Raw genomic sequence first — 25,726 nt, 5'->3', positions numbered from 1 at the left:
GCGGGGAATTCGAGTGCATGCTTTTCACGCTGTGTGGTTGTCACCCGCACGCTCAGGCGCGCGGAACGCCTCCGGGACGTCACATGTGGCCGCCGGGGCGCGGCTGTTGTGAGGTCGGTCATGCCGCGGCAGTGAGGCATACGGCACATCGGACAGGGGTTGTCGTCACGCCGAATCGGCGTCCGCCCGCCAGTTGCCGGCCAGCGCCGGTCCGAGCTGGTCCAGGTACGCCTCGGTCAGGGCGCACAGCGAATCCACATCGGCGTCCCGGCCCCGCCCCCAGAGCTGACCGCTCACCCGCATCACTCCGCTGAACGCGGCCACGGCGACCCTCGGCCGCGGGTCCTCGTCCACGTCGAGCCCCTCGCGCGCGGCGATCAGCAGCGCGACCTGGTTCTCCAGATCGCTGCACCGTCGCAGATGGGCGGCGAGCAGCGAGGGCGTCGATTCGATCATCCGGTACGTACGCATGTGGAGTTCGACCGTGACGATCTCCTCGATCGCCTCGCCGATGCTGTTCCAGGCGCAGAGGGCCGCGCTGCGCATCGCCTCGAACGGGGCCTCCGCGGCGGGACGCCGGCGCAGCTCCGAGAGGAAGCGCGACTCGACCATCTCCTGGATGGCGAAGGCGGCCTCCTCCTTGGAGGCGAAGTAGCGGAAGAAGGTGCGCTGGGAGACCTCGACCGCGTCGACGATCTCGTCGACGGTCGTCTCGTCGTACCCCTGGGTGGTGAAAAGATCGAGGGCGGCGTGCAGCAGGGCGTCCCGGGTGCGTCGCTTCTTCCGTTCGCGCAGTCCGGTCGGATGCACGGCCCGCTGCCCATCGGTCACTTAACTGGCCTTCTTTCTCCTGCTTTGTCCAGCTCAGCGTACCTGTGAGCTACATGACAGTTACCGACTTGTGAAATGGTTTGTCAACTGTCAGAGGCTGACACTAATCTCACGAGTATGACTAGTCAGACCACCGTCGACAAGGCGTCGCGGGAGCCGCAGGAAACCGCCGCTCCCGCACCTGCCAAGGGGCTGCGCGGCCACCCCTGGCTGACGCTCTTCTCCGTGGCCATCGGCGTGATGATGGTCGCGCTCGACGGCACGATCGTCGCCATCGCCAACCCCGCCATCCAGCAGGACCTGCACGCCTCGCTCGCAGACGTCCAGTGGATCACCAACGGCTACATGCTCGCCCTCGCGGTCTCCCTGATCACCGCGGGCAAACTCGGTGACCGGTTCGGTCACCGCCAGACCTTCCTGATAGGCGTCGTGGGCTTCGCCGCGGCATCCGGGGCGATCGGCCTGTCCGACAGCGTCGCCCTGGTGATCGTGTTCCGGGTGCTCCAGGGCCTCTTCGGCGCCCTGCTGATGCCCGCCGCGCTCGGCCTGCTGCGCGCCACCTTCCCGGCCGAGAAGCTGAACATGGCGATCGGCATCTGGGGCATGGTGATCGGCGCCTCGACCGCGGGTGGTCCGATCCTCGGCGGTGTGCTCGTCGAGCACGTCAGCTGGCAGTCCGTCTTCTTCATCAATGTGCCGGTCGGTGTGATCGCGCTGGTGCTGGGCCTGGTGATCCTCAAGGACCACCGCGCCGAGAACGCGCCGCGCTCCTTCGACATCGGCGGCATCGTGCTGCTGTCGCAGGCGATGTTCTGCCTGATCTGGGCGCTCATCAAGGGCTCCGAGTGGGGCTGGGGCGACTACAAGACGCTCGGCTTCCTGGGCGCCGCCGTGGCCCTGTTCGTGGTCTTCGCCCTCTCCCAGAAGAACGTCAGGGAACCGCTGATCCCGCTCGCGATGTTCCGCTCCGTGCCGCTGTCCGCGGGCGCGGTCCTGATGGTGCTGATGGCCTTCGCGTTCATGGGCGGGCTGTTCTTCGTCACCTTCTACCTCCAGAACGTGCACGGTCTGAGCCCCGTCGACAGCGGTCTGCACCTGCTGCCGCTGACCGGCATGATGATCGTCGCCTCGCCGCTCGCCGGCGCCATGATCACCAAGTTCGGCCCGCGGGTTCCGCTGGTCGGCGGCATGGTGTGCACGGCGGTCGCCATGTTCGGCATGTCCCAGCTGGACATCGGCACCGGCACCCTGACCATGTCGATCTGGTTCGGTCTGCTCGGCCTCGGCCTCGCCCCGGTGATGGTCGGCGCCACCGAGGTCATCGTCGGCAACGCCCCCATGGAGCTCTCCGGCGTCGCGGGTGGTCTGCAGCAGGCCGCCATGCAGGTCGGCGGCAGCCTCGGTACGGCGGTGCTCGGCGCCGTCATGGCGTCCCAGGTCGACTCCAAGCTGGCCGACAACTGGAAGGCGGCGGAGCTCCCGCCGCTCAGCCCGCAGCAGCTGGACCAGGCGTCCTCGGCCGTCGAGGTCGGCATCCCGCCGGTCGACGGGAACGTCCCGCCGGAGATCGCGGGGAAGATCGCGGGCGTCGCCCATGACACCTTCGTGTCAGGGATGAGCACGGCGTTCATGGTCGCCGGCATCGTCGCGGTGGTCGCCGCGCTGGTCGCCACGCTCACCAAGCGCGGTGCGAACGCCGAGGCGGGCGCGGGCGCCGGTCACATCTGACCGGTCGCCGCGACGACGCCCCGGGCCCCGCGCCCACGCGTCAACACAGTGCGTACGACAGCCCCGCCGGACCCTTCCGGCGGGGCTGTCGCCTATCAGGGTGGTGTAGCCCGCGGCCTCTTCCCCGGGCCTTGCTCCGCAGGTCAGGGTGCATGCAACTGATTCGCACCACCACGGGGGACGACTTCCATGCGTACGACCGTTCTTGCCACCACCCTGGCCGCCGCTTCCCTGGCCGCCACCGCGCTGATCCCGCAGACCGCGGCCCACTCCGCGCCCGTCGGGCTCGGGTCCTGCGCCGCCGGTCAGCTCTGCCTCTGGGACCAGCCGGACTTCACCGGCACCCGCCGCACCCATGAGCTGTCCACGACCGACATCGAGAGCTGTGTCCCGCTGCCGAAGGGCAGCAGGGTCCAGGCGCTCGCCAACCGCACCGGCCGCCCCGTCACCACGTACCAGTCGGCGGAATGCGCCGAGACCGGTGAGTTCGAGACCTACCCGGGCGGCGGCACCTGGGTGCCCCGTTCTCCGTACCAGGTCAGGGCCTTCAAGATCTGGGAGAACTGACCGCAGGACGGCGAGCCGGCCGCGGACGCCGAAGGGCGGCGGGACCGTTCGGTCCCGCCGCCCTTCATGCGTACTCCGTCGTGCCCGGTGCCTACGCGTCGCCGCCGGCCGCGCCCGGGTCGGCCGCCGTGACATCCAGCAGCTCGTACCGGTCGATGGCCTGCTTCAGCAGCGAACGGTCGATCCGGTTCTCCTTCGCGAGCTCGGTGAGCACCGCGAGGACGATCGACTGCGCGTCGATGTGGAAGAACCGGCGGGCCGCGCCACGGGTGTCGGCGAAGCCGAAGCCGTCCGCACCCAGCGACTGGTACGCACCGGGAACCCAGCGCGCGATCTGGTCCGGCACCGAACGCATCCAGTCCGAGACCGCCACGAACGGACCCTCGGAGCCGGAGAGCTTCCGCGTCACGTACGGGACGCGCTGCTCCTCCTCCGGGTGCAGCAGGTTGTACCGCTCCACGTCCACGGCCTCGCGGCGCAGCTCGTTCCAGGAGGTCGCCGACCAGACGTCCGCCCGGACGTTCCACTCGTCGGCGAGGATCCGCTGCGCCTCGACCGCCCACGGGACCGCCACACCGGACGCCATGATCTGGGCCGGGATCTCGCCCCGCTCGGCGGCCTTGAAGCGGTAGACACCCTTGAGGATGCCCTCGACGTCCACGTTCTCGGGCTCGGCCGGGTGCTGGATCGGCTCGTTGTAGACCGTGAGGTAGTAGAAGACGTCCTCGTTCTCCTCGGGCGTCCCGCCGTACATCCGGCGCAGACCGTCCTTGACGATGTGCGCGATCTCGTAGCCGAACGCCGGGTCGTACGCGACACAGCCCGGGTTGGTCGAGGCGAGCAGCTGCGAGTGGCCGTCCGCGTGCTGGAGACCCTCACCGGTCAGCGTCGTACGGCCGGCGGTCGCACCCAGCACGAAGCCGCGCGCGAGCTGGTCGGCCATCTGCCAGAACTGGTCACCGGTGCGCTGGAAACCGAACATCGAGTAGAAGACGTACACCGGGATCAGCGGCTCGCCGTGCGTGGCGTACGCCGAACCGGCGGCGATCAGGGACGCCGTGCAGCCGGCCTCCGAGATGCCGTCGTGCAGCATCTGACCGGTCGGCGACTCCTTGTACGCGAGCAGCAGATCGCGGTCCACCGCCTCGTACTGCTGGCCCAGCGGGTTGTAGATCTTCGCGCTCGGGAAGAAGGCGTCCATACCGAAGGTGCGGTACTCGTCGGGCGCGATCAGCACGAAACGCTTGCCGATCTCCTTGTCCCGCATGAGGTCCTTCAGGATGCGGACGAACGCCATGGTGGTGGCGATCGACTGCTGACCGGAACCCTTCTTCGCGGTCGCGTACGTCTTGTCCTCGGGGAGGGGCAGCGGCTTCGCACGCACCACACGGGTCGGGACGTAACCGCCCAGACCCTTGCGGCGGTCGTGCATGTACTGGATCTCCTCCGAGTCGCGGCCCGGGTGGTAATAGGGCGGGTAGCCCTCGTCCAGCTGCTTGTCCGTGATCGGGATGTGCAGCCGGTCACGGAACCGCTTGAGGTCCTCGACCGTGAGCTTCTTCATCTGGTGGGTCGCGTTGCGGCCCTCGAAGTTCGGCCCCAGGGTCCAGCCCTTGACCGTCTGCGCCAGGATCACCGTCGGCTGGCCCTTGTGGGCCTTGGCCGCCGCGTAGGCCGCGTAGACCTTCTTGTGGTCGTGACCGCCGCGGCCCAGGTGCAGGATCTGGTCGTCGGTCATGTCCTTGACCATGTCGCGCAGCCGCGGGTCGTCCCCGAAGAAGTGGTCACGGATGTACGCGCCCGACTCGGTGGCGTACGTCTGGAACTGGCCGTCCGGCGTGGTGTTCAGCTTGTTGACCAGGATGCCCGTGCGGTCCTGCGCGAGCAGCGGGTCCCAGGAGCGGTCCCAGACCAGCTTGATGACGTTCCATCCGGCGCCGCGGAACTGCGACTCCAGCTCCTGGATGATCTTGCCGTTGCCGCGCACCGGGCCGTCGAGCCGCTGGAGGTTGCAGTTGACCACGAAGGTGAGGTTGTCCAGGCCCTCACGGGCGGCGATGGAGAGCTGGCCGAGCGACTCGGGCTCGTCCATCTCGCCGTCGCCCAGGTACGCCCAGACATGGGACTTGGAGGTGTCGGCGATGCCGCGCGCCTCCATGTAGCGGTTCATCCGGGCCTGGTAGATCGCGCCGAGCGGGCCGAGGCCCATCGAGACGGTCGGGAACTCCCAGAAGTCCGGCATCAGCCGCGGGTGCGGGTAGCTGGACAGGCCGTTGGGCGCCTTCGACTTCTCCTGGCGGAAGGCGTCGAGCTGCGCCTCGCTCAGCCGGTCGAGCAGGTAGGCGCGGGCGTAGATGCCCGGGGACGCGTGCCCCTGGAAGAAGATCTGGTCGCCGCCCAGACCGTCGTCCTTGCCGCGGAAGAAGTGGTTGAAGCCCACGTCGTACAGCGAGGCCGAGGAGGCGAAGGTGGCGATGTGGCCGCCGACACCGATGCCCGGACGCTGGGCGCGCGACACCATCACGGCCGCGTTCCAGCGGGTCGCGTTGAGGACCTTGCGCTCGATCTCCTCGTCGCCGGGGAAGAACGGCTCGTCCTTGGTGGCGATCGTGTTCACGTAGTCCGTACTGCGCATCTCCGGCACGGCGACACGCTTCTCGCGCGCGCGCTCGATGAGCCGGAGCATCAGATAACGGGCCCGCTCACGACCTCGCTCGTCGACCGCGGCGTCGAGCGAGTCGAGCCATTCCTGGGTCTCTTCGGGATCGAAGTCCGGGACCTGGCTCGGCAGGCCGCCAATGATGATCGGGTTGCGATCGGATCCGGAAGCCACGCTGTTCCTTCGCTGTTCGGTGGTGCTCTACGGGGCCTGATCGAGGGAGAACATGCCCCCGGGATGTATGCAAGTACGCCATCACCATCGTGTACCGCGAGGGCGCAAACGTCATCTCTACCGAGGGGTAACCGCCGTGTTGTGAGACATCGCGTCCGGTGCGCGGGGATGGTCCGGGCCAAACCGCAACCATACGCCCAACCCGTCCAAGCGTTCCCAAAGGATGTTCGACTCCGAATGGCGGACCGAAACGGCATAAGCTGTGGAAGGACGTAAAGGGTGTGGACGGAAGCGCCGGGCCCCCGCAGGGGGCCTGCCGACAGTGCGGCGACGTGGCAGGGAACGTCACCGTTTAGGCGGTCTCGCACGCTGGGTACTTGCGCGATCCGCCGCTCCCGTGTGGACTACGGCCAACGCCCCGCGCACGCGCGTGGCTGAAGCATTTTCCGAAACATGATCAGGAGGCAACCCGTGAGCGCGACCGCGGACCACGCGGAGGAGCGGACCAACCCGGCAGCACGCCTGGGGTTCGAGCCCGGACAGGTGGTCCAGGAGATCGGCTACGACGACGACGTCGAGCAGGAGCTCCGTGAGGGCATTGAGGCCACTACCGGCCAGGATCTCGTCGATGAGGACTACGACGACGTCGCAGACGTCGTCCTGCTGTGGTTCCGCGACGAGGACGGCGACCTTACGGACGCGCTGGTGGATGCCATTGGTCTGATCGAGGACGGCGGCGCGGTCTGGCTGATGACGCCGAAGACCGGCCGTGATGGGTACGTCGAACCGAGCGACATCAACGAGGCCGCTCAGACGGCCGGTCTCTCCCAGACCAAGAGCATCAACGCGGGCAAGGACTGGACGGGCAGCCGTCTGGTCACGCCGAAGGCGGCCAAAGCCAAGCGCTGAACCACCCTCGACACGCATTCGCCCTGAAGGCCCCCGACGGCACCGAGCCGCCGGGGGCCTTCGTACTGCCGTCGCGTGCCCACCGCCGTCGAGGGCCTTCGCGCAGCCGCCGGGCGGCCGGGCGGCCGGGGAGCGCCGGGGAGCGCCGGGCTGCGCCCGTGCGGGCGCTGCGTGGCCCGCTGCGGGCTCTGCGTAGGGTGGGAGCCACCCGGACGGCCCAGCCCGGTGAACGTAGCGAAGGGACGCTTTTCATGGCGATCGAGGTCGGCACCAAGGCCCCGGATTTCGAGCTGAAGGACAACCACGGCCGGACCGTGAAGCTCTCCGACTTCCGCGGCGAGAAGAACGTCGTGCTGCTGTTCTACCCGTTCGCCTTCACGGGCGTCTGCACGGGTGAGCTCTGCGCGCTCCGCGACGAGCTGCCGAAGTTCGAGAACGACGACACCCAGCTGCTCGCCGTCTCCAACGACTCCATCCACACCCTGCGCGTCTTCGCCGAGCAGGAGGGCCTGGAGTACCCGCTGGTCTCGGACTTCTGGCCGCACGGCGAGACCTCGCGGGCCTACGGCGTCTTCGACGAGGAGAAGGGCTGCGCGGTGCGCGGCACCTTCATCATCGACAAGGAGGGCGTGGTGCGCTGGACCGTCGTCAACGGTCTGCCCGACGCACGTGACCTCAACGACTACATCAAGGCGCTCGGCGCGCTCTGAACCGGCACCGGCTGATCTGCCGGCGACCCGGCGAAAAGCCTGCTTCGCCGGGAACCGGTCACTAGGATCCAGTCGTTGATCGGATGCCAACGCAACGTGGAGGCGCCGGCGCCAGCCGGCCCCCAAGGAAACCAATGGGAGGACTCGTGGGAGTCAGCCTCAGCAAGGGCGGCAACGTCTCGCTGACCAAGGCCGCGCCCAACCTGACCGCGGTCGTCGTCGGTCTCGGCTGGGACGCTCGGACCACCACCGGTGGTGACTTCGACCTCGACGCCAGCGCCCTGCTGACGAATGCCGAGGGCAAGGTCGGCAGCGACGGAAACTTCGTCTTCTTCAACAACCTGAAGAGCCCCGACGGCTCCGTCGAGCACACCGGTGACAACCTCACCGGTGAGGGCGAGGGCGACGACGAGGTCATCAAGGTGAACCTGGCCGGCGTCCCGGCCGATGTCGACAAGATCGTCTTCCCGGTCTCGATCTACGAGGCCGAGACCCGGCAGCAGAGCTTCGGCCAGGTGCGCAACGCGTACATCCGCGTGGTCAACCAGGCCGACAACAGCGAGCTGGCCCGCTACGACCTGAGCGAGGACGCCTCGACGGAGACCGCCATGGTCTTCGGCGAGCTGTACCGCAACGGGGCGGAGTGGAAGTTCCGTGCCATCGGTCAGGGGTATGCCTCGGGTCTGCGCGGCATCGCGCAGGACTTCGGCGTCAACGTCTGAGAAGGCGCGACCGGGCCGGGCCGCTGAGGCGCGGCCCGGTTCACGCCACCATGCACCTCGTCCGGCGCCGCACCCTTGTGCGGCGCCGGACGCGCTCGACAGACGGCTCGGGGGGCTGCACGGCCCAACGGGCCCAGCGGACGGTTCATCGACTCGGGGAGGACACACACCATGGGCGTCACGCTCGCCAAGGGAGGCAATGTCTCCCTCTCCAAGGCCGCACCCAACCTCACCCAGGTGCTGGTCGGTCTCGGCTGGGACGCACGATCCACCACGGGCGCCGACTTCGACCTCGACGCCAGCGCGCTGCTGTGCCAGTCGGGCCGGGTGCTCGGCGACGAGTGGTTCGTGTTCTACAACAACCTCACGAGCCCCGACGGCTCCGTGGAGCACACCGGCGACAACCTCACGGGCGAGGGCGAGGGCGACGACGAATCGGTCATCGTGAACCTCACCCAGGTGCCGGCGCACTGCGACAAGATCGTTTTTCCGGTCTCCATCCATGAGGCCGACAACAGGGGTCAGACCTTCGGTCAGGTCAGCAATGCATTCATCCGCGTGGTCAACCAGGCGGACGGTCAGGAACTCGCGCGTTACGACCTCAGCGAGGACGCCTCGACGGAAACCGCAATGATCTTCGGCGAGCTCTATCGGTACAACGGCGAGTGGAAGTTCCGTGCAGTGGGACAGGGGTACGCGTCCGGGCTGCGCGGCATCGCTCTAGACTTCGGGGTCAACGTTTCGTAAAACCGCGCACGGCGCGGGGGAGCCCCGTACACCTCGGGGGAGACCCGTTACTTACACGATGGGGTAGCCAGTGCTTCTGAAAACCTTCGGCTGGTCGTTCGCGGTTACCGCGCTCGGCCTGGTCGCAGCTGTGATCTACGGGGGGTGGGAAGCCTTCGGGGTCGTCGCGATTCTTTCCGTCCTGGAGATCTCGCTGTCCTTCGACAATGCGGTGGTCAACGCCGGAATCCTGAAGAAGATGAATGCCTTCTGGCAGAAGATCTTCCTCACGGTCGGTGTGCTCATCGCGGTCTTCGGTATGCGGCTGGTGTTCCCCGTCGTGATCGTGGCCATCACCGCCAAGCTGGGCCCGATCGAAGCGGTCGACCTTTCGTTCAGCCAGCCCGACCGCTACCAGGAACTGGTCACGGACGCCCACCCGGCGATTGCCGCCTTCGGTGGCATGTTCCTGCTGATGATCTTCCTCGACTTCATTTTCGAGGACCGTGACATCCAGTGGCTGCGCTGGATCGAGCGTCCGCTCGCCAAGCTCGGCAAGGTCGACATGCTGTCGGTCTGCATCGCGCTGATCGTGCTGCTGATCTCGGCCATGACCTTCGCGACCAGCGCGCACCAGCACGGTGGCGGTCACGCGGACAAGGCGGAGACGGTCCTGCTCGCCGGTGTCGCCGGTCTGATCACGTACCTCATCGTCGGCGGCCTCTCCGGCTTCTTCGAGAACAAGCTGGAGGAGGAGGAAGAGCACGAGCACGAGGTCGAGGAGGAGGCCAGGAAGAGCGGCAAGAAGGTCTCCGCGATCGTGCTCTCCGGCAAGGCCGCGTTCTTCATGTTCCTCTACCTGGAAGTGCTCGACGCGTCCTTCTCGTTCGACGGTGTCATCGGTGCCTTCGCCATCACCAACAACATCGTGCTGATGGCCCTCGGCCTCGGTATCGGCGCCATGTACGTCCGTTCGCTCACGGTCTACCTGGTCCGCCAGGGCACGCTCGACGACTACGTCTACCTGGAGCACGGCGCCCACTACGCCATCGGCGCGCTGGCCGTGATCCTGCTCATCACCATCCAGTACCAGATCAACGAGCTCATCACCGGTCTCGTCGGTGTCGTGCTGATCGCCTGGTCCTTCTGGTCCTCGGTCCGGCGCAACAAGGCGCTGGAAGCCGAAGGCGGCGACGACGCCGGTTCCAAGGCGGAAGTCCCGTCCGGGGTGTGACCCGGTAGGGATTGAGGAACGCTCTCAGCGGGGCGGTCCGTGAGGCAACGGTTCTCCGGAGACATCCGGACCCGGCCCCGCGGCCGCCCCGCAGCGATGTGGGCGTCCCCGGCGAGGCACGGGGCGGCCCGCGGGGGCCGGGGCACTTTTTCTACACGTGTGGGGGTTGGGGATGGCGTTCTGGGACAACCTGTGGCCGCGGCGGGAGGCACAGTTCGAGTCGGGCAGCGCGGCGACGAGCTCCATCGTGCTCTCCAGGCGGCACGCCACGGTCTCGCTCACCAAGCAGGGTGCGCTGACCGGCAATCTGCGGGTCAACCTCTCCTGGCAGATGCGTACGTCGGACATCATGGGCCGGTCGCGGCAGAGCGGCCGGCTGCTGCGGCCGATGAATCTCTTCAAGCCCGAGGTGGTCCAGGCCCACACCCAGGGCATGGTCAACGTCGACCTGGACCTGGGCTGCATGTACGAGCTGAAGGACGGCACCAAGGGAGTCGTCCAGCCGCTGGGCAACCTCATCGGCGACCTGAACGGGCCGCCGTACATCCGGCTCAGCGGGGACGACCGCTTCGGCGCGCCTTCGGGTGAGACCGTCTACGTCAATCTCGACCAGCGCGACCAGATCAAACGGCTGCTGTTCTTCGTCTACATCTACGACCAGACGCCGGCCTTCGACCGTACGCACGCCAAGGTGACGCTCTACCCGGGCAACGGCCCGCGGATCGAGATCGAACTCGACGAGCATGCCCCGGAGGCCCGTTCCTGTGCCGTGTTCACGGTGGAGAACATCAAGGACGAGCTGATCGTGCGGCGCGAGGTGAAGTTCGTGTACGGATTCCAGTCGGAGCTGGACCGGCTGTACGGCTTCGGCATGCAGTGGGGGCGCGGCTACAAGTCCCGGACCTGAACGACACCCGGGGACCCGGTCTCACCGGGGCCCGGGGACTTCGGATCGGTCCTGGCTCTCACCGGGGCCCGGGGGTGCTTCGGAACGTTTCCCGGTCCCGTCCCTCAGGACCGTACGAACTGCGGCCCCTGTGGCGGCAGCACGAAATTCGGGTCCGGGGCGGGTGCCGCAGCCGCGGCGGGCTGCGGATATCCGTAGGCCGGCTGAGCGGCGGCGGGCTGTGGGTACCCGTACGCGGGCTGGGGAGCGTGCTGGGCCGCCGCGGGCTGCGGGTAGCCGTACGCGGGCTGCTGGTGCTGGACCGTGGCCTGCGCGTCGGGGCCGGGTGCCGCGGCCGGCGGGAAGTCGGGCGCGGGCGGGAACCCGGGCGCCGTCACCGGCACGGGAGCCGCCGCGTGCGACGGGGCCGGCTCCGGTTCGGCCGCGGTCTCGTCGACCGAGATGCCGAAGGCGGTCGCCAGACCGACCAGCCCGGTCGGATAGCCCTGCCCCACGGCTCGGAATTTCCAGCCATCGCCGCGCCGGTAGAGCTCGCCGCAGATGATCGCCGTCTCCTCACCGGTCTCCGGCCGCACATCGAAGACCGCGAGCGGATCGCCGTCGGCCGACGCCGCGTCGTACAGCAGGATGCGCAGATCGTGCACCTGAGCGAATGCGGCTCCGTCGGAGGACGCGGCGACGACCACCTGCTCGACCGAGGCGTCCAGCCCGCCCAGATCGGCCTCGATGGTGTCCGTGAGGCCCTCGGGGACACTGCGCTTCGGCAGCCGTCGTACCAGGCCGGAGGGGTGGCGGGGCTGGTTGTAGAAGACGAAGTCCTCGTCCGAGCGCACGCGGCCACCGGCTCCGAGCAGCAGCGCCGAGGCGTCCACATCCGGAACTCCGGCGCCCGGGGTCCAGCGCAGCACGGCCCGTACGGCCATGGCGTCCAGAGGGACGTTCGAGCCCTTCACCATCGCGTGCGTCATGCCCGTCATCCTGCCTGCTGGCTGCCCACGCGGACAACGCGGGGGTCGTACCTGTGTCCGGGCGGCATACCGGAAGCACACGGTCCGCGGCGCCCCCACCCGTCGGGAAATGGACGAGTTACCCGGAATTCATGCACGTGGGGAACTGTTGACACCCGTCCATACGTACTATTACCGGCCATGCGTTGTCCGGCCGGTCCGGCAGTTCGGGGGAGTTACATGCGTCATTTCGGGCATATTGCGCCCGCTGCGAGGGAGAGGCTGTTCTTCCAGGAGCCGTGCGAGTTCGGTCCGGGCTCGTCGGCCCGCGTGCTTGCGGCCGCCCTGGGAGCGACCCTGTACAGCCCTGCCACCCGGCCGAGGCTTGCTGACGACGTCATCAAGCAGGCCGGACGCGGTGTCGTCTCGATGGTGCTGTGCCTGGAGGATTCGATCGACGACTCCGAGGTCGCCGGCGCCGAGGAGAACCTGGTCAGACAGTTCGCCGATCTCGACGCGCGTGGCGCCGAGGTGCCGCTGCTCTTCATCCGGGTCCGGGAGCCGGGTCAGATAGCCGACCTGGTGCAGCGGCTCGGCTCCACCGCCCGGATGTTGTCTGGTTTTGTACTTCCGAAGTTCACCGAAGAGCGTGGCATGCCCTTCATGGAAGCGCTCACCAACGCCGAGAAGACGTGCGGCCGACGCCTGTTCGCGATGCCCGTTCTCGAATCTCCCGAGCTGCTGCACCTGGAGACCCGCGGGGAAACTCTCCAGGGAATAGCCCGCACCGTCGACAAGTACCGCGAGCGGGTGCTCGCGCTGCGGCTCGGCGTCACCGACTTCTGCTCGGCGTACGGACTGCGCAGGGCGCCCGACATGACGGCGTACGACGTGCAGATCGTCGGCGCCGTGATCGCCGACGTGGTCAATGTGCTGGGCCGCGCGGACGGCACCGGCTTCACGATCACCGGGCCGGTGTGGGAGTACTTCCGGCTCCAGGAGCGCATGTTCAAACCCCAGCTGCGCCGCAGCCCCTTCCTGGAGGGCCGGGCCGAGGAGCTGCGCACGGCGCTGATCGAGCACGATCTGGACGGCCTGCTGCGCGAGATCGAGCTCGACCGGGCCAACGGCCTGCTCGGCAAGACCTGCATCCACCCGTCGCATGTCGCACCCGTGCACGCGCTGTCCGTGGTCAGCCACGAGGAGTTCAGCGACGCGGAGGACATCCTGCGGCCGGAGCGCGGCGGCGGTGGCGTCATGCGCTCCGCCTACACGAACAAGATGAATGAGGTGAAGCCGCACCGCGCCTGGGCCGAGCGGACCCTGCTGCGGGCCGAGGTCTTCGGAGTGGCCAGGCAGGACGTCGGCTTCGTGGAGCTGCTGGCCGCGGGTCCTGCCGAATGAGCGAGCACTCGGCAGGGGCGGAGAAGGCACGGCCGGAGAAGGCAAGAACAGAGAAGGCACGGACAGAGAAAGAGACGGCGAACGTGGTGTGGTCGGGCAGCTGGGTGGCGGAGCGACTGGGCGTCGAGCTCGTCGGTGACGGGAAGCCCGACGGCGACAGCGAGCTGAGAGAGCTGCTGGGCCTCGCCCTGCGCCGCAACCCCAAGCGGGCCCACCTCCTCGTGTCGAACGTGCTCGGCAAGCACGTGCCGCAGAAGCCCTCCGTGGTGTACGGCGCCGGCTTCGAGCTCGGCCGTCGGGTGCGCGAACTCCTCGGTGACGCGGAGGCGCGCCGGGCCGTGGTGCTCGGCTACGCGGAGACGGCCACCGGCCTCGGCCACGCGGTCGCCGACGGGCTGGGCGTGGCGCCGTACCTCCACTCGACGCGCCGCCCCGTCGAGGGCGTGGCGCGGGCGGGCGGCTTCGAGGAGTCCCACTCGCACGCCACCTCGCACCTGCTGCTCCCGGAGGACCCGGATCTGCTGGCGGGCGAGTGCGTCCTGACGGGCGCGGACGCGGCGGGTGTGTACGCAGGCGCGCCGCTGGTCCTGGTGGACGACGAATTCTCCACGGGCAACACCGTGCTCAACACCATCCGCGCACTGCACGAGCGGTACCCGCGCAGCCGTTACGTCATCGTCGCCCTGGTGGACATGAGGTCGCCGGCCGACCGGGGAAGGCTGACCGAGTTCGCCGCGGAGATCGGTGCCCGCGTCGACCTGGTGGCGCGCAGCTCGGGCACGGTCGCCCTCCCGGAGGGCGTCCTGGAGAAGGGCCAGGCACTGGTCGCCGCGCACGAAGGGGCCGGTCCCGCCGCCCCCCGAACGGCCGTCGGGCCGGGGCGCCGGCCCTGCACCCGGGTGGACCTCCAGTGGCCCGCCGGTGTGCCCGACGGCGGACGGCACGGCTTCACCCCCGCCCACCGGGCGACCCTGGAGCCCGCCCTCCCCGCCATGGCCGCCCGCATCGCCGAAGCGCTGGGCGACGCCCGCCGCGTACTGGTCCTCGGCTTCGAGGAGCTCATGTACGCCCCCCTGCGTCTGGGCACGGCCCTGGAGGACCACACCGACGCCGAGGTGCGCTACTCCACCACCACGCGTTCCCCCGTCCTCGCCGTGGACGACCCGGGTTACGCGATACGGACCCGGCTGGTCTTCCCGGCCCACGACAACCCGGCCGACGGGCCCGGCGACCGGTACGCGTACAACGTCGCGGGCGCCGGTTTCGACGCCGTGGTGCTCGCCGTCGACTCCGTCGCCGACACCCCCGAACTCCACGCTCCCGACGGCCTGTTGGCGCAGCTCGCCGCACACACCGACCATGTCCTGCTCGCGGTCGTCCCCTCGTACGTCCCGACGCGCCCCCGCACGGACACCCCTGAACGGCAGGAGCCCTCCATGCTGCCCGAGCCCCTCCGCGGCCCCGCCTTCTCCTCCTACGCGCCGGACGAGGTCGGCTGGCTGCTCCAGGATCTCTCGGACACCGAGCTGGAGGCGCCCACCGAGGAGCGCGAGGAGGCGATACAGAGCGGTGGCGCGCACTACGCCGAGTCGCTGCCCGTCGAGTACCAGCCGTCCGCCCAGTACCAGGGCCTGTTCAAGGCGGCGCTGGAGCTGTCGGCCGCCCGCGTCGCCCGCGCCGTGGGCACCGTCACCGAGACGGTCCTCGCCGAGCGCACCCCCCGCCCGGTCCTGGTCTCGCTCGCCAGGGCGGGCACGCCGGTCGGCGTACTCATGCGCCGCTGGGCCCTGCACCGGCACGGCATCGATCTGCCGCACTACGCCGTCTCCATCGTGCGGGGCCGCGGCATCGACGCCAACGCCCTGCGCTGGCTGGCCGCCCACCACGACCCGGCGGACGTCGTCTTCGTCGACGGCTGGACCGGCAAGGGCGCCATCACCCGTGAACTCTCCGCGGCGCTCGCCGAGTTCGAGGGCTTCGACCCCGAGATCGCGGTACTGGCCGACCCCGGCGGCTGCGTCCGCACCTACGGCACCCGCGAGGACTTCCTCATCCCGTCCGCCTGCCTCAACTCCACCGTTTCCGGGCTGATCTCGCGGACCGTCCTCCGCTCCGACCTGGTGGGCCCCGAGGACTTCCACGGCGCGAAGTTCTACCGGGAACTGGCGGACACCGATGTGTCCGGCCATTTCCTCGACACCGTCGCCGCCCACTTCGACGAGGTCGTCGACGCCGTGGACGTCGAGGTCAAGGAGCTGCTCGCGGCCGACCGCGCGCCCACCTGGGAGGGCTGGGCCGCCGTGGAGCGGATCAGCGAGGAGTACGGCATCCACGACGTCAACCTCGTCAAGCCGGGCGTCGGCGAGACGACCCGGGTACTGCTGCGCCGCGTCCCGTGGAAGATCCTCGCCAAGCGCGGCGCGGGCGCGGACCTCGAACACATCCGCCTGCTGGCCGAGCAGCGGGGCGTACCGGTGGAGGAGGTCGACGGACTCCCGTACACCTGCGTCGGTCTGATCCACCCGAAGTACACCAGGGGCGCGACGGGCGCGGACGGCAAGGCGGTGGAGTCGAAGTGACCACTCCGACGACGGCCGATGCCGGGGCCCCGGCCGGCGCCCCCGTGACGCTCGTCGCCAGCGACCTCGACCGCACCCTGATCTACTCCGCGGCGGCGCTCCAGCTCGGCATGCCGGACGCCGAAGCCCCCCGGCTGCTCTGCGTGGAGGTCTACGACCGCAAGCCGCTGTCCTATCTCACGGAGACGGCCGCGGCACTGCTCGACGAACTGGCCCGCACCACGGTCTTCGTCCCGACGACCACCCGCACCCGCGAGCAGTACGGGCGTATCCACCTGCCCGGCCCCGCACCGAGGTTCGCGATCTGCGCCAACGGCGGACATCTGCTCGTCGACGGCGAGTCCGACCCGGACTGGCGGCGGCAGGTGGCCCGCAGGCTCGCCGACGAATGCGCCTCCCTCGCCGAGGTCCGCGCCCACCTCCTGGCCGCGGCCGACCCGGCCTGGCTGCTCAAGGAACGGGTCGCCGAGGACCTCTTCGCCTATCTCGTCGTGGAACGCCCGTTGCTGCCCGAGGACTGGGTCAAGGAACTGGGGGAGTGGGCGCGGACGCGTGGCTGGACGGTCTCCCTCCAGGGCCGCAAGATCTACGCCGTTCCGGGCCCGCTCACCAAGAGCGCCGCGATGAACGAGGTGGCCCGACGCACCGGCGCCACGCTCACCCTCGCCGCCGGCGACAGCCTCCTCGACGCCGATCTGCTCCTCGCCGCCGACCGCGCCTGGCGCCCGGCCCACGGCGAACTGGGTGATATCGGCTGGCACGCCCCGCATGCCGAGGTGACGGCCGCGCACGGCGTGGCAGCGGGCGAGGAGATCCTTCGGTACTTCCTCCGGGCCGCGGGCGAGGCAAGATCGTCCTGACGCCGGGCGCAGGTGCACCGGCCGATCGACGCACGAGGAGCGCAGGATGACCAAGGGCAACGAGACCAAGATCACGGACGAGCTGTACGCGTACATGCTGGCGCACAATCCACCGCTCGACCCGGTGCAGCGCGAGCTCGTCGAGACCACGTACGCACGCCTGCCCGAGCACGCCGGCATGCAGTCGGCCGAGGAGCAGGGACCGCTGCTCGCCTTCCTCGTACGGCTGACCGGGGCCCGGCACATCGTGGAGGTCGGGACGTTCACCGGATTCTCCGCCCTGTCGATGGCGCAGGCACTGCCCGCCGACGGACGGCTGATCGCGTGCGACGTCTCGGAGGAGTGGACCGCCTTCGGCCGGGAGGCCTGGGCGAAGGCGGGCGTCGCGGACCGGATCGAGCTCCGTATCGCCCCCGCGCTCGACACACTGCGGGCGATGCCGGCCGAGCCGCACATCGATCTCGCCTACCTGGACGCCGACAAGGGCAACTACATCCCGTACTGGGAGGAACTGGTGCCCAGGATGCGGCAGGGCGGTCTTGTCGTCACGGACAACGTGCTCTTCCACGGCGGGGTGACCGACCCGCGGGCGACCGGCGGAGCGGCGGCGATCAAGGAGTTCAACGACCATGTGGCCGCCGATCCGCGGATGGACAGCGTGCTGCTGACCGTGTCCGACGGCCTGACGCTCTCCCGCAAGCGATAGCGAGCGATGGCGGGAGCGGTACCGGGCCGCCGAGGGCTGCTCGCCCCCTCAGCCGCAGCAACCTCCACCGCAGCAGCCGCCCCCGCCTCCGGCCGACGGGGTGGCGGGCGCGGACTTGGCGGACGACCCGCCGACGGCCACGGTGGAGAGCAGCTTCACGGTGTCGGCGTGCCCGGCGGGGCAGGAGGCCGGGTCGGAGGACTGAGCCATGGGGCGGCTGAGTTCGAAGGTGTCTCCGCAGGAGCGGCAGCGGAATTCGTAACGAGGCATGGCCCCAGGCTAACCGTCACCGCTCCGCCGGAGACAGACACCATGGGCGGCGGATGAGGGGCGGGTGCGGATACGGATACGGAGACGGGTACGGGTACGGGTCAGGTGCTACGCCGCACGCCCGGCATGGACGGCGTGGTCGCCTTCCGGTTCAGCCGCATTTCCCGCGCGGCTTCCTCGGGGTGGCGGGCCCGCCAGTACGGGTTGTCGTGCGGAAGGCCGCCGCTGACCCGTCCGTACATTCCGAAGACCATCAGCATCAGCCCCACCACAAAGCTGAACAGCACGTTCTGGATGTGGAAGGCGAGGAAGTTGTAGTCGGTCTCCAGCAGCGCGAGATTCACGAAGCCGCTGAGGATGAAGGCGATGCCCAGAATCATGTTGAGCGTCGAGGCGAAGTTGCCGCCGATCACCATCCCGATGAACAGGAGCAGGCCGACGCAGATGGACAGGACGCTCAGGGCGCCGTTGGTGTTGAGGCCCGCGACGGTGGCTCCGCCGGTATTGAAGAAGCCGATCTTGTCGATCAGCCCCAGGACGCCGAAGGCGAGCAGCACCAGCCCCATCAGCCCCGCCCCGACCCGATAGACGCGGCTGAGCCGGTGATCGACCGGCAGATGCTGGTCGAGCCGGGTGGCCTTGCGGCGACGGGGCGACCGCCGTCCCGTGGCGTGCAGTGCGTGGGTGGCCATGTCGGTCGGCCTCCTTCGGGCGTACTACCAGGATCCGCCCAAGGTGTGGCTGCCGCACACCAGAGAACCCGAGAGCCCGTACGCGGCCCGTGACCGACCCGTACGTACGCCCGTGACCGACCCGCCCGTACGCGGCCCGTGACCGACCCGTCCATACGAGCCCGTGGCCGAGCGCCCGTACAGCTCAGGCGCCGGCCCCGCGCTCCTCACGGATCTCGGAGACCACCCGCGCAGCCGTCCGCCGCACCGCTTCGGTCTCGGTCAGGAAATGCCAGTAGTCGGGGTGACGCCCATCGAGTCCGGCGACGGCGCGGTCCAGCCGGGCCACGGCATCGTCCAGCGGACGGGCGTGGCGCGGATCGGGCGTGCTGCGACCGGCCATGGCCAGGCGCTGCGCGTCCCGGACCGCGAACCGGGTCCGCTGGATCTCCTGCTGCGGGTCCTTGGCCACGTCGTCCAGCCGGTGCAGCCGGTCACCGGCCGCGGACACCGCCTCGTCCGTGGCGTTCAGCAGGGCGCGGACCGTGCTCAGCCGGGACGTCGCATCGGCCCACCGCTGCTCGTCCCGCGCCTGGGCGGCTTCCTTCAGCTTCTCCTCGGCCTGCCGCACATTGACGGCCGCCTGCTCGGGCACCGGCTGGAGATCCTGCCAGCACGCAGCCGAGAAACGCCGCCGCAACTCGCTCAGCACCGGCTCCACCGAGCCCGCCCGGGTCGTCAACGCCTGGGCGCGCGTACGCAGCGACACCAGCCGGTGGTCGATCTCGGCGGCGCGCTCGGGCAGCTGGGCAGCTTCGGACCGCACCGCCTCGGCATCGCGCAGCACCCGATCGGCGCGCTGCAAGGTCTCCGGAACGCCGTGCCGCCCGGCACCCTGGTTGAGCTTGGTCAGCTCGGGGGCGAGGGCCGCCAGCCGGGCGGCGAGATCATCCGCCCGCAGCCCGGACGCGCGCACCGCGTCGAGAGCGTTGCTCGCACCGAGCAGGGCCTGCCGGGCCCGCTCCACGGCGGGTGCGAGCCGGGCGAGCTGCGTCTCCGCGCTGCCCAGCAGCGGACCGAGCCCCTGCGCGAACCGGTCCAGCTCGGCCTTGACCCGTACCAGCTCGTCCTTGGCCGTGGTCAGCTCGGTCCGCGCGCGGGCGGCGACCGACGGCTCCAGATCGTCCCGGTCCAGGTCGTGCGCATCGACCGCGGTGATGTACGTATGACTGGCCTCGTCGATCCGCCGCCCCAGGGCGGCGAAGTCGTCCACGGCCTTGCGCGCGGCGGGCGAGCTGTCCACCGCGGTGATCGTCTCGATCGAGATGCGCAGATCGCGCTGGGCCGTGTCCAGCTCGTAGAAGGCCGACGCGGCGGCGTCCTTCGCGGCCTGCGCCTCGACGCGCTGACTCTCCCCGCGCCCGCCGAACCAGCGCCTCGTACCGCCACCGGCGAAGGCGGCCGGCAGGGCGGCGGCGAGCAGCGGCACCGGCAACAGCATCAGCACGAAGACATCCCTGACGGCGGAACTCCCACCCGCTCTCGCTCGCGGCTGCGCGTGTGTCGCCGTCACATCCCTCTCCCGTGCCGTTTCGCCCCTGCCCGGTACATTGTCCCACCAGGTAAGGACGAACACACGGGCCGGTTAGTTCACGCTTCGGACGGTGACTTCGCCGTTGTCGCTCCGGGCCTTCACCACGTGGCTGCTGCCGTCGCTGCGCGGCGCGTCCACCGAGGTGCCCCCGTTGTGGGCGGCGGCGTCCACCGCATACCTCACGGAGCCGCCCGGCAGATCGATGGTGATCGCCCCGTTGCCGCTCACGGCGTCCACGAGATCCGGCACGGCCGCGAACCCCAGCCGGATGCTGCCGTTGTCGGACCGGGCCGACACGGACTTGGCCGAGACCCTCTCGGCGACGATGCCACCGTTGTGGCTCTCCAGCTTGAGCGGCCCGGTGGAGTCCCGGACGGTCACCCTTCCGTTGTCGGCGTGGAGGGTGAGGGGAGTACGGAAGCCGGAAGCGACGACCCTCCCGTTGTCCCCCTTGACGACCACGGCCACCCCGCGCGGCACCTTCACCTGATGCTCCGCGGAACAGTCGCTGATCAAGGCCTCGCACTTCACGCGAAGCGTGAGCGTGTCGTCCTGCATCTCCCACTGCGGATCGGGCCCGTTCCCGAACGCCACCCACCCGTCGACCCGACGGGTCACCTCGACCTTCTGCACATCGGCCGGTACGAGCTTCAGCGACGACTGCCCGGAATCGATGGTCAGCGTCTTCCCGCTCAACGCGAACGACTTGTGCTCGGCGGGCGCGTCGCCCACGTCCGTACTGCCACAACCGGCAAGAGCAAGAACCATGAACACGGCGCCACCGGACGCGATGAGAGTGCGGGTGCGGGTGCGGACTGCCACGATGATCTTTTCCCCCAGGTCGTACGGCGGATGCTGCCGATGCTGCGGACCTCACCGTACGTACGCGACCGCCCCCGACAGAATCCGGACGGCTACCGTATGCGGGGTGGGGATATCCCCCGTATGCCCCCGCCACCACGCTCCGCCATCTCGCCGGCTGCCGTCCCCGCTCGCTCGTCCCGTTTGCTGCCGCCGGGGATCGTTTGTGACCACGGGCCGTAGTCCATGTACGCTGTTGCCTCATCCACGGGTGCGTAGCTCAGGGGTAGAGCGCTGCTCTTACAAAGCAGATGTCGGCGGTTCGAAACCGTCCGCGCCCACCAGTACAAAGACCCCCAACCGATCATGGTTGGGGGTCTTTGACATCCACTTCTGACATCAACGGGAGCGGTCAGTCATGGGCGTGGTCACTCACGGCCGGGACGACGCTTGAGCATGCGGTCCAGGTGACTGACTGCCTCGCGCTGGGTGTCCTGGACGACGTGGGTCGTCAGCCAGCCGCCTTGGCGATGATGCGCTCCATCTCCTCCGGGCCGAAGGCCCGCAGAGTCGTGGAACGGACGTTGCCCACCCCACCGAGCTGCAGGAGTGCTGCTGTGGCAGTTTCGTCGTCGGGCGCCTCGACGATGGCCACGAGGTCGTACGGACCGACGGTCCAGTAGATACTCAGGAGCTTCGCCCCGAGCTTCTGTACCGCTGACCCGAAGGCCTCGGAGCGCTTTGCGGTGTCCTTGTAGTTTCGGACCCCTTGGTCGGTCCAGCTCAGCAAGGTGACGTACGTCGGCATGTTCTTTCACCTTCACGAGGAGACACATCGTGAGGCCAAGCCTGGACATCTGGGCTAGAACCTGCACGAGATATGCACCCGAACGAGCAATACGAGCGACCACAGGCATCGAGGGGCAGGCTGACATCAACGACAGCGGACACCAACGGTCGCCGCGGTTCTCTGTCCCTCCCACGCGACCACTTCGTTCGTGGACGCCCCAGAATCCCAAGACCCTTAAAACGGTTGTAGCTGCAGGGTGATCCACTCGCACCCTCAAATGGGGCTTTCCCCGTCTCCTTGATCGAACTTACAAAGCAGATGTCGGCGGTTCGAAACCGTCCGCGCCCACAGTAGGAAACCGCAGGCGACGGTCCTGCCTCTCTGAAGCGCGGAGGCAGGACCGTACACCTGCTACCGGCCGACCGAAGCCTGCCGGAGGACTACTCCTAGGACGGGGGCATGAGGACCGAGTCGACGAGATAGACCGTGGCGTTGGCCGTCTTGATGTCCCCACAGACGATCTTCGCGGTGTCGTTGACCTTGAACGACGTGCCCGACCCGGAGGTCTTGAGCATGGAGCCCTCCAGCGTCTTGAAGCTGCCGTTGGGAAGCTCGCTGGGGGTGATGGTCCTGTCCACGACGTGGTAGGTCAGGACCTTCTTCAGCTGCGCCCTGTCCTTGAGGAGGCCGGCAAGCTGCATCTTCGAAACCTTGTCGAAGGCCGCGTTCGTGGGGGCGAAGACCGTGATGTGCTTCGCGTCGTTGAGCTTGGTGGTGAGCCCGGCGTCCTTCAACGCGAGTACCAGCTTGGTGAGTTTCGGATTGTTGGCCGCTGCGGTGGCCACGCGTTCCTTGGACATGCCAGTCGCGCTGCCCTTGCCGCTGTGCGGCAACGAGGAGCATCCCGGGCCGAACGGGCTCGGTGTGTCCGCGAACGCTTGTGGAGCGAGAGTACCGAGCGAGAGCGGGAGGGCCACCACAGCGGTGAGTGCTGCGGCGCTCGTGCGGATGCGATGTGAGCTCATACCGATTCCTCTTCCCTCTAGGAGGAGGTCCGTGAGGTGTCGACGCCGACCCTCGTAGGACGAGGAGTGTGGCCGCTTGGCCGGGGTGTCGTTCGCACCGCTCCGGCGTACCCAGTGGGCCATCGGAACAAGGTTAGGCATCGCCAGTGAGAACCGCACCCCGAAGACGATCGCCCGGTTGTGCCACGCGCCCACCACATGTGAAGCCGCCTGATTCACATCGATCCGACTCAGGCTCGGCCCGTGCTCCGCCGGACAGGACCTGGCGGTGAGGCATTCGAAAACCGGTGGAGCAGCGCCGCTGCGCGCCGCTACCGTGCTGCCGAGCCAAGTCGTCTAGTGGTCAAGGACGTTCCGTTGTACACCCTGTGAGACCTCCCGAGTGCTGATTCGTCGCGCGTCGCGCCTGTGCGCCGCGCTCCTTTCTGCTGCGGTCTTCTCACTGAAACCGGTGTACTTCTGTGCTCAATAACTGGGTGGTCGTGCCCACCTGCCTGCCGCTCGTGCTCCGCCGTTGCCATGTGTGCGCGTCCGAGCGTTTCAAGGCAAGCGGTAAATTTCGCGTCAACGCAAACCACAAGCTCATCGACGCCTGGCTCCTCGTGCTCTGTACCACTTGCGGGGAAACGGCGAAGCTCACGGTCCTGGAGCGGATGAATGTGCGCTCCGTACGACCTGAGCTGCTGGACCGGCTGCATGACAACGACCTTGGCCTGACAGCCGAGCTGCTCCAGGATCCGGTCGTACGGCGCCGTAATCGCATCGCCCTCGACTGGGACAACGCCTGGCGCCTCGACACCGGGGGATCGGATCACCTGGACCGCGAGGTGATCGACGTCTCGGTCCGCTTTGCGGCGCGGATCCCTGTCCGGCCGGTGCGACTGATCGCTGAAGGGTGCGGTCTTTCGCGGGCCGAGGTCGAGAGGCTGATCACGGAGGGGAAGCTCGTTTCGGCAGTCCGGCTGAGCGGCAAGCTCTCCGGCGACTTCACCTTCATGCTCAAGCGCTGAGCCCTCCTCAGGGCCAGGGGCCTGTCCGGCAAGATCCGCCGGACAGGCCCCTGGTCCGTCATGGTTGACGCGGCGAGTGCTATCTCCACTGCGGCGACGCCTGGTCGTTGTATGTCATCCAGAAGCCTAAGGAAGCCGAGCGCAAGGAAGCCGAGCGCAAGACGAAGGTGCCCGTCGGAGTGAAGGCCCCCCGCAGCTGACATCATCGGCGGATGACGGGCGAGCAGCTGCCGGCAGGGTGGACTCTGGAGGAGATCCGCAGCGTCTCCGGCGACCGGGAGGCGACAGTGCTCGACAGCGGTCGCTCTGTGAGGTGGCTTGGCTGGCCGGGGGAGGACGAACAGCTCTGCCCTGAAATCGTCTTGGGATTCCATGGACTGTGTCTGGTGAAGCCTGTCGGCGACGACGACTGGTACATGGGGAGTCTGAACGACGACGGCAGCGTCGACTGTTGGAGTGCCTACGCCGATTTCCGCGAGGCGCTGCGCGGACTGTAGTGCCGGGCGCAGCTGCCGGTGCCCCGGGAGGCTCGTGCTCTTCCCGGGGCACTACGGAGCAGGGTTCCGGGGAACTCGGTTGGTTCCGTTCAGGCGTTGGGGCGCTTGCCGTGATTGGCGTTCTTCTTCTTGCGGGCGCGGCGCTTGTTTCCTCGCTTGGCCATGACATGCCTCCCTCACCTGGGGTCTTCGTGCCTCCGTCAGTTTAGGTTCGGCCTGCCCCGGGCGCATCAGCGGTGTTGTTCGAGGCCGAGGCCTCGATGCGCCAGGTGAAGGCCGGTCCCGGGTTGTCCGGGGGCGGCCAGGAGTTGATCACGGCGAGCAGCCGGAGGTAGCGCCGGCGGCGGGGGTCGTTCGCCGTTTCCAGGAGTGGCAGCAGGTCGTGGCGAGTGGGGTGGGCGTATTCGGCCGTGATCGCCTTGATGACCGGGGCGGCCTGGGGTGATGTCGGGGCGATGCCCGCTGTGGAACCGCGTCTGGCCGGGGTGCGGTCGGCAGGGGGCACGATCCCGCGGTCGGAGTGGAACCGGATGGTCTTCACCGTCAGCCCGGTCAGCCTGGCCAGATCCCCGATCGGGAGGAGCGCGTCGCCGTTCATGTCCGCAACCATCGAGCCTCCCCCTGCGGGAGAGTCAAGGCCGGGCCCGTCGTAACGTGTCTTGTTCACGTCAGCACCATCCCAGGGGGGATACATGTCGTACGGCTATCCGCCGCCCCAGCCCGGTCAAGAGCCTCAGCCAGGTCAGCAGCCTCAGCAGCCTCAGCCAGGTCAGCCGCCCCAGCCGCCGTCCTCGTCGCCGTACGAGCACTGGCCGCAGGCCGGCCCCGGGGCGTACGGCTATCCGCAGCCGCCGAAGAAGTCCCGTACCGGGCTGATCGTCACGCTGTCCGTGGTCGGCGGGGTGGCCCTCCTGCTGGCGCTCGGTGTGCTGATCGCCGTGACGAGCGGCGGCTCGTCGTCGACGGCCAGGTCGAAGCCGCCGAAGGCGGAGGCCACGAAGAGCGAAGCGCCGGTGCCGGGTGATGCCTCCGATGCGCCCACGGAGCTGCCGGCCCTCGAAGGGACGGATGCCTCGGGGGATGTGCGGATCACCCGGTGCGAGGTGGACTCGTTGACCGAGTGGCCCGACGCGGATGTGGAGATCGTGAACCACTCCGACACCCGGGCGTCCTACATCGTGTCCGTGGAGTTCGTGGACGGGGAAGGCACGCGCCGGGCCTCGGGGCTGGCGACGGCCACCGACCTGGCCGCGGGGCAGAAGTCGGTGCAGAAGGCCCAGGGGCTGGGGAAGGTCCCGGGCAAGATGACGTGCAAGGTCTCGAAGGTGACGCGGCTTCCCTCCTCGTAGCGAGGGCCGGGGAGCGGCTCCTCGACCCCGCGTGCCGCGGTCCGGGCCGTCACCCG

The 25,726-nt window shown here is 68.8% G+C and carries 27 protein-coding genes, 1 tRNA gene and 1 pseudogene; 17 read left to right on the top strand and 12 right to left on the bottom strand.

Going from position 1 to position 25,726, the window contains the following annotated elements; translation table 11 throughout:
- Nucleotides 1-165: 165 nt before the first annotated feature.
- The gene (locus ACFV8T_RS32240) at nt 166-831 is read right to left on the bottom strand and encodes a TetR family transcriptional regulator (protein ID WP_385334489.1); all 666 of its coding nucleotides are present in this window, start codon (nt 829-831) and stop codon (nt 166-168) included.
- Between the two features lie 117 nt (nt 832-948).
- Here ACFV8T_RS32240 and ACFV8T_RS32235 point away from each other — a divergent pair, with 117 nt between their 5' ends.
- Both ACFV8T_RS32235 and ACFV8T_RS32230 read left to right on the top strand, forming a co-directional pair.
- Complete coding sequence (locus ACFV8T_RS32235) at nt 949-2,559, top strand: MFS transporter (protein WP_385334487.1); 1,611 nt, start codon at nt 949-951, stop codon at nt 2,557-2,559.
- A gap of 189 nt (nt 2,560-2,748) precedes the next feature.
- Entirely contained in the window at nt 2,749-3,126 is a 378-nt protein-coding gene (locus ACFV8T_RS32230) for a peptidase inhibitor family I36 protein (protein ID WP_385334485.1), read from the top strand.
- 91 nt (nt 3,127-3,217) lie between these two features.
- Here ACFV8T_RS32230 and aceE read toward each other — a convergent pair whose 3' ends face one another.
- Entirely contained in the window at nt 3,218-5,959 is a 2,742-nt protein-coding gene (aceE, locus tag ACFV8T_RS32225; RefSeq protein WP_385334483.1) for a pyruvate dehydrogenase (acetyl-transferring), homodimeric type, read from the bottom strand.
- Between the two features lie 471 nt (nt 5,960-6,430).
- Between aceE and ACFV8T_RS32220 the strand changes: the two genes are divergently transcribed.
- The 6 genes from ACFV8T_RS32220 (at nt 6,431) to ACFV8T_RS32195 (ending at nt 11,167) form a co-directional block, all read left to right on the top strand.
- Nucleotides 6,431-6,868: a DUF3052 domain-containing protein gene (locus tag ACFV8T_RS32220; RefSeq protein WP_114244351.1), complete on the top strand. Its 438-nt coding sequence runs from the start codon at nt 6,431-6,433 to the stop codon at nt 6,866-6,868.
- Nucleotides 6,869-7,119: 251 nt separating this feature from the next.
- Nucleotides 7,120-7,578: a peroxiredoxin gene (locus tag ACFV8T_RS32215; RefSeq protein WP_266419646.1), complete on the top strand. Its 459-nt coding sequence runs from the start codon at nt 7,120-7,122 to the stop codon at nt 7,576-7,578.
- A gap of 146 nt (nt 7,579-7,724) precedes the next feature.
- Nucleotides 7,725-8,300, top strand: a complete 576-nt coding sequence (locus tag ACFV8T_RS32210) for a TerD family protein (protein ID WP_037696943.1) — start codon at nt 7,725-7,727, stop codon at nt 8,298-8,300.
- 171 nt (nt 8,301-8,471) lie between these two features.
- Nucleotides 8,472-9,047: a TerD family protein gene (locus ACFV8T_RS32205; protein ID WP_266733268.1), complete on the top strand. Its 576-nt coding sequence runs from the start codon at nt 8,472-8,474 to the stop codon at nt 9,045-9,047.
- 70 nt (nt 9,048-9,117) lie between these two features.
- The gene (locus tag ACFV8T_RS32200; RefSeq protein WP_385334480.1) at nt 9,118-10,260 is read left to right on the top strand and encodes a DUF475 domain-containing protein; all 1,143 of its coding nucleotides are present in this window, start codon (nt 9,118-9,120) and stop codon (nt 10,258-10,260) included.
- Between the two features lie 172 nt (nt 10,261-10,432).
- Nucleotides 10,433-11,167, top strand: coding sequence for a Tellurium resistance (locus tag ACFV8T_RS32195; RefSeq protein ID WP_266419652.1), 735 nt, complete (start codon nt 10,433-10,435; stop codon nt 11,165-11,167).
- A 104-nt stretch (nt 11,168-11,271) separates the two neighbouring features.
- Here the strand turns inward: ACFV8T_RS32195 and ACFV8T_RS32190 are convergent, their stop codons facing one another.
- Nucleotides 11,272-12,135, bottom strand: a complete 864-nt coding sequence (locus tag ACFV8T_RS32190) for a TerD family protein (RefSeq protein WP_385334478.1) — start codon at nt 12,133-12,135, stop codon at nt 11,272-11,274.
- 219 nt (nt 12,136-12,354) lie between these two features.
- Between ACFV8T_RS32190 and ACFV8T_RS32185 the strand changes: the two genes are divergently transcribed.
- From ACFV8T_RS32185 to ACFV8T_RS32170, 4 genes are read left to right on the top strand one after another with little or no spacing between them, the layout of a single operon-like run.
- A complete protein-coding gene (locus ACFV8T_RS32185; protein WP_385334476.1) occupies nt 12,355-13,518 on the top strand; it encodes an HpcH/HpaI aldolase/citrate lyase family protein in 1,164 nt (387 codons plus the stop codon).
- A complete protein-coding gene (locus ACFV8T_RS32180) occupies nt 13,515-16,097 on the top strand; it encodes a phosphoribosyltransferase (protein ID WP_385334475.1) in 2,583 nt (860 codons plus the stop codon). Before ACFV8T_RS32185 ends, ACFV8T_RS32180 begins: the two co-directional genes overlap by 4 nt.
- A complete protein-coding gene (locus ACFV8T_RS32175) occupies nt 16,094-16,957 on the top strand; it encodes an HAD family hydrolase (protein ID WP_385334473.1) in 864 nt (287 codons plus the stop codon). Before ACFV8T_RS32180 ends, ACFV8T_RS32175 begins: the two co-directional genes overlap by 4 nt.
- A gap of 46 nt (nt 16,958-17,003) precedes the next feature.
- On the top strand, nt 17,004-17,663 hold the full coding sequence (locus ACFV8T_RS32170) for an O-methyltransferase (protein WP_385334471.1): 660 nt from the start codon (nt 17,004-17,006) through the stop codon (nt 17,661-17,663).
- Between the two features lie 48 nt (nt 17,664-17,711).
- On the opposite strand, the gene ACFV8T_RS32165 is transcribed toward ACFV8T_RS32170, so the two are convergent.
- Both ACFV8T_RS32165 and ACFV8T_RS32160 read right to left on the bottom strand, forming a co-directional pair.
- The gene (locus tag ACFV8T_RS32165; protein ID WP_385334469.1) at nt 17,712-17,933 is read right to left on the bottom strand and encodes a zinc ribbon domain-containing protein; all 222 of its coding nucleotides are present in this window, start codon (nt 17,931-17,933) and stop codon (nt 17,712-17,714) included.
- 101 nt (nt 17,934-18,034) lie between these two features.
- Nucleotides 18,035-18,625, bottom strand: coding sequence for a DUF4383 domain-containing protein (locus ACFV8T_RS32160; RefSeq protein WP_385334468.1), 591 nt, complete (start codon nt 18,623-18,625; stop codon nt 18,035-18,037).
- On the opposite strand from ACFV8T_RS32160, the gene ACFV8T_RS32155 reads away from it, so the two are divergent.
- Complete coding sequence (locus ACFV8T_RS32155) at nt 18,618-18,767, top strand: hypothetical protein (protein ID WP_385334466.1); 150 nt, start codon at nt 18,618-18,620, stop codon at nt 18,765-18,767. The two genes, ACFV8T_RS32160 and ACFV8T_RS32155, sit on opposite strands and share 8 nt — an antisense overlap.
- 42 nt (nt 18,768-18,809) lie before the next feature.
- Here the strand turns inward: ACFV8T_RS32155 and ACFV8T_RS32150 are convergent, their stop codons facing one another.
- Both ACFV8T_RS32150 and ACFV8T_RS32145 read right to left on the bottom strand, forming a co-directional pair.
- Nucleotides 18,810-20,177 carry a hypothetical protein gene (locus ACFV8T_RS32150; protein ID WP_385334464.1) on the bottom strand — a complete coding sequence of 456 codons (1,368 nt, stop codon included), beginning with the start codon at nt 20,175-20,177 and terminating at the stop codon, nt 18,810-18,812.
- Between the two features lie 72 nt (nt 20,178-20,249).
- The gene (locus ACFV8T_RS32145; RefSeq protein ID WP_385334562.1) at nt 20,250-20,966 is read right to left on the bottom strand and encodes a DUF4097 family beta strand repeat-containing protein; all 717 of its coding nucleotides are present in this window, start codon (nt 20,964-20,966) and stop codon (nt 20,250-20,252) included.
- A 302-nt stretch (nt 20,967-21,268) separates the two neighbouring features.
- On the opposite strand from ACFV8T_RS32145, the gene ACFV8T_RS32140 reads away from it, so the two are divergent.
- Nucleotides 21,269-21,343: transfer RNA gene (locus ACFV8T_RS32140), tRNA-Val, on the top strand.
- A gap of 84 nt (nt 21,344-21,427) precedes the next feature.
- Here the strand turns inward: ACFV8T_RS32140 and ACFV8T_RS32135 are convergent.
- The 3 genes and pseudogenes from ACFV8T_RS32135 to ACFV8T_RS32125 all read right to left on the bottom strand — a co-directional run.
- Nucleotides 21,428-21,508, bottom strand: a pseudogene (locus tag ACFV8T_RS32135) (integrase); the annotation flags it as partial.
- A 2-nt stretch (nt 21,509-21,510) separates the two neighbouring features.
- On the bottom strand, nt 21,511-21,807 hold the full coding sequence (locus ACFV8T_RS32130; protein WP_266737179.1) for a GYD domain-containing protein: 297 nt from the start codon (nt 21,805-21,807) through the stop codon (nt 21,511-21,513).
- Between the two features lie 428 nt (nt 21,808-22,235).
- The gene (locus ACFV8T_RS32125) at nt 22,236-22,814 is read right to left on the bottom strand and encodes a fasciclin domain-containing protein (RefSeq protein WP_385334462.1); all 579 of its coding nucleotides are present in this window, start codon (nt 22,812-22,814) and stop codon (nt 22,236-22,238) included.
- A gap of 461 nt (nt 22,815-23,275) precedes the next feature.
- On the opposite strand from ACFV8T_RS32125, the gene ACFV8T_RS32120 reads away from it, so the two are divergent.
- On the top strand, nt 23,276-23,824 hold the full coding sequence (locus tag ACFV8T_RS32120; RefSeq protein WP_385334460.1) for a DUF1062 domain-containing protein: 549 nt from the start codon (nt 23,276-23,278) through the stop codon (nt 23,822-23,824).
- Between the two features lie 212 nt (nt 23,825-24,036).
- Nucleotides 24,037-24,321: a hypothetical protein gene (locus ACFV8T_RS32115; protein WP_385334458.1), complete on the top strand. Its 285-nt coding sequence runs from the start codon at nt 24,037-24,039 to the stop codon at nt 24,319-24,321.
- An 89-nt stretch (nt 24,322-24,410) separates the two neighbouring features.
- Here ACFV8T_RS32115 and ACFV8T_RS32110 read toward each other — a convergent pair whose 3' ends face one another.
- Both ACFV8T_RS32110 and ACFV8T_RS32105 read right to left on the bottom strand, forming a co-directional pair.
- Nucleotides 24,411-24,485: a 50S ribosomal protein bL37 gene (locus ACFV8T_RS32110; protein WP_015034725.1), complete on the bottom strand. Its 75-nt coding sequence runs from the start codon at nt 24,483-24,485 to the stop codon at nt 24,411-24,413.
- A 41-nt stretch (nt 24,486-24,526) separates the two neighbouring features.
- A complete protein-coding gene (locus ACFV8T_RS32105) occupies nt 24,527-24,931 on the bottom strand; it encodes a MerR family DNA-binding transcriptional regulator (RefSeq protein WP_385334456.1) in 405 nt (134 codons plus the stop codon).
- An 82-nt stretch (nt 24,932-25,013) separates the two neighbouring features.
- On the opposite strand from ACFV8T_RS32105, the gene ACFV8T_RS32100 reads away from it, so the two are divergent.
- Nucleotides 25,014-25,670, top strand: a complete 657-nt coding sequence (locus ACFV8T_RS32100; protein WP_385334454.1) for a hypothetical protein — start codon at nt 25,014-25,016, stop codon at nt 25,668-25,670.
- Nucleotides 25,671-25,726 lie beyond the last annotated feature (56 nt).

The organism is Streptomyces sp. NPDC059832 (assembly GCF_042731715.1).
Lineage (GTDB): Bacteria > Actinomycetota > Actinomycetes > Streptomycetales > Streptomycetaceae > Streptomyces.
This window is presented reverse-complemented; position numbering and strand designations above follow the sequence as displayed.

Bases quoted from the DNA above. Each gene is read 5' to 3' on its own strand.
- ACFV8T_RS32235 (WP_385334487.1), top strand. From the start codon at position 949: ATGACTAGTCAGACCACCGTCGACAAGGCGTCGCGGGAGCCGCAGGAA.
- ACFV8T_RS32230 (WP_385334485.1), top strand. From the start codon at position 2,749: ATGCGTACGACCGTTCTTGCCACCACCCTGGCCGCCGCTTCCCTGGCC.
- ACFV8T_RS32215 (WP_266419646.1), top strand. From the start codon at position 7,120: ATGGCGATCGAGGTCGGCACCAAGGCCCCGGATTTCGAGCTGAAGGAC.
- ACFV8T_RS32205 (WP_266733268.1), top strand. From the start codon at position 8,472: ATGGGCGTCACGCTCGCCAAGGGAGGCAATGTCTCCCTCTCCAAGGCC.
- ACFV8T_RS32195 (WP_266419652.1), top strand. From the start codon at position 10,433: ATGGCGTTCTGGGACAACCTGTGGCCGCGGCGGGAGGCACAGTTCGAG.
- ACFV8T_RS32190 (WP_385334478.1), bottom strand. From the start codon at position 12,135: ATGACGCACGCGATGGTGAAGGGCTCGAACGTCCCTCTGGACGCCATG.
- ACFV8T_RS32185 (WP_385334476.1), top strand. From the start codon at position 12,355: ATGCGTCATTTCGGGCATATTGCGCCCGCTGCGAGGGAGAGGCTGTTC.
- ACFV8T_RS32180 (WP_385334475.1), top strand. From the start codon at position 13,515: ATGAGCGAGCACTCGGCAGGGGCGGAGAAGGCACGGCCGGAGAAGGCA.
- ACFV8T_RS32170 (WP_385334471.1), top strand. From the start codon at position 17,004: ATGACCAAGGGCAACGAGACCAAGATCACGGACGAGCTGTACGCGTAC.
- ACFV8T_RS32165 (WP_385334469.1), bottom strand. From the start codon at position 17,933: ATGCCTCGTTACGAATTCCGCTGCCGCTCCTGCGGAGACACCTTCGAA.
- ACFV8T_RS32160 (WP_385334468.1), bottom strand. From the start codon at position 18,625: ATGGCCACCCACGCACTGCACGCCACGGGACGGCGGTCGCCCCGTCGC.
- ACFV8T_RS32145 (WP_385334562.1), bottom strand. From the start codon at position 20,966: ATGGTTCTTGCTCTTGCCGGTTGTGGCAGTACGGACGTGGGCGACGCG.
- ACFV8T_RS32130 (WP_266737179.1), bottom strand. From the start codon at position 21,807: ATGCCGACGTACGTCACCTTGCTGAGCTGGACCGACCAAGGGGTCCGA.
- ACFV8T_RS32125 (WP_385334462.1), bottom strand. From the start codon at position 22,814: ATGAGCTCACATCGCATCCGCACGAGCGCCGCAGCACTCACCGCTGTG.
- ACFV8T_RS32115 (WP_385334458.1), top strand. From the start codon at position 24,037: ATGACGGGCGAGCAGCTGCCGGCAGGGTGGACTCTGGAGGAGATCCGC.
- ACFV8T_RS32105 (WP_385334456.1), bottom strand. From the start codon at position 24,931: ATGGTTGCGGACATGAACGGCGACGCGCTCCTCCCGATCGGGGATCTG.
- ACFV8T_RS32100 (WP_385334454.1), top strand. From the start codon at position 25,014: ATGTCGTACGGCTATCCGCCGCCCCAGCCCGGTCAAGAGCCTCAGCCA.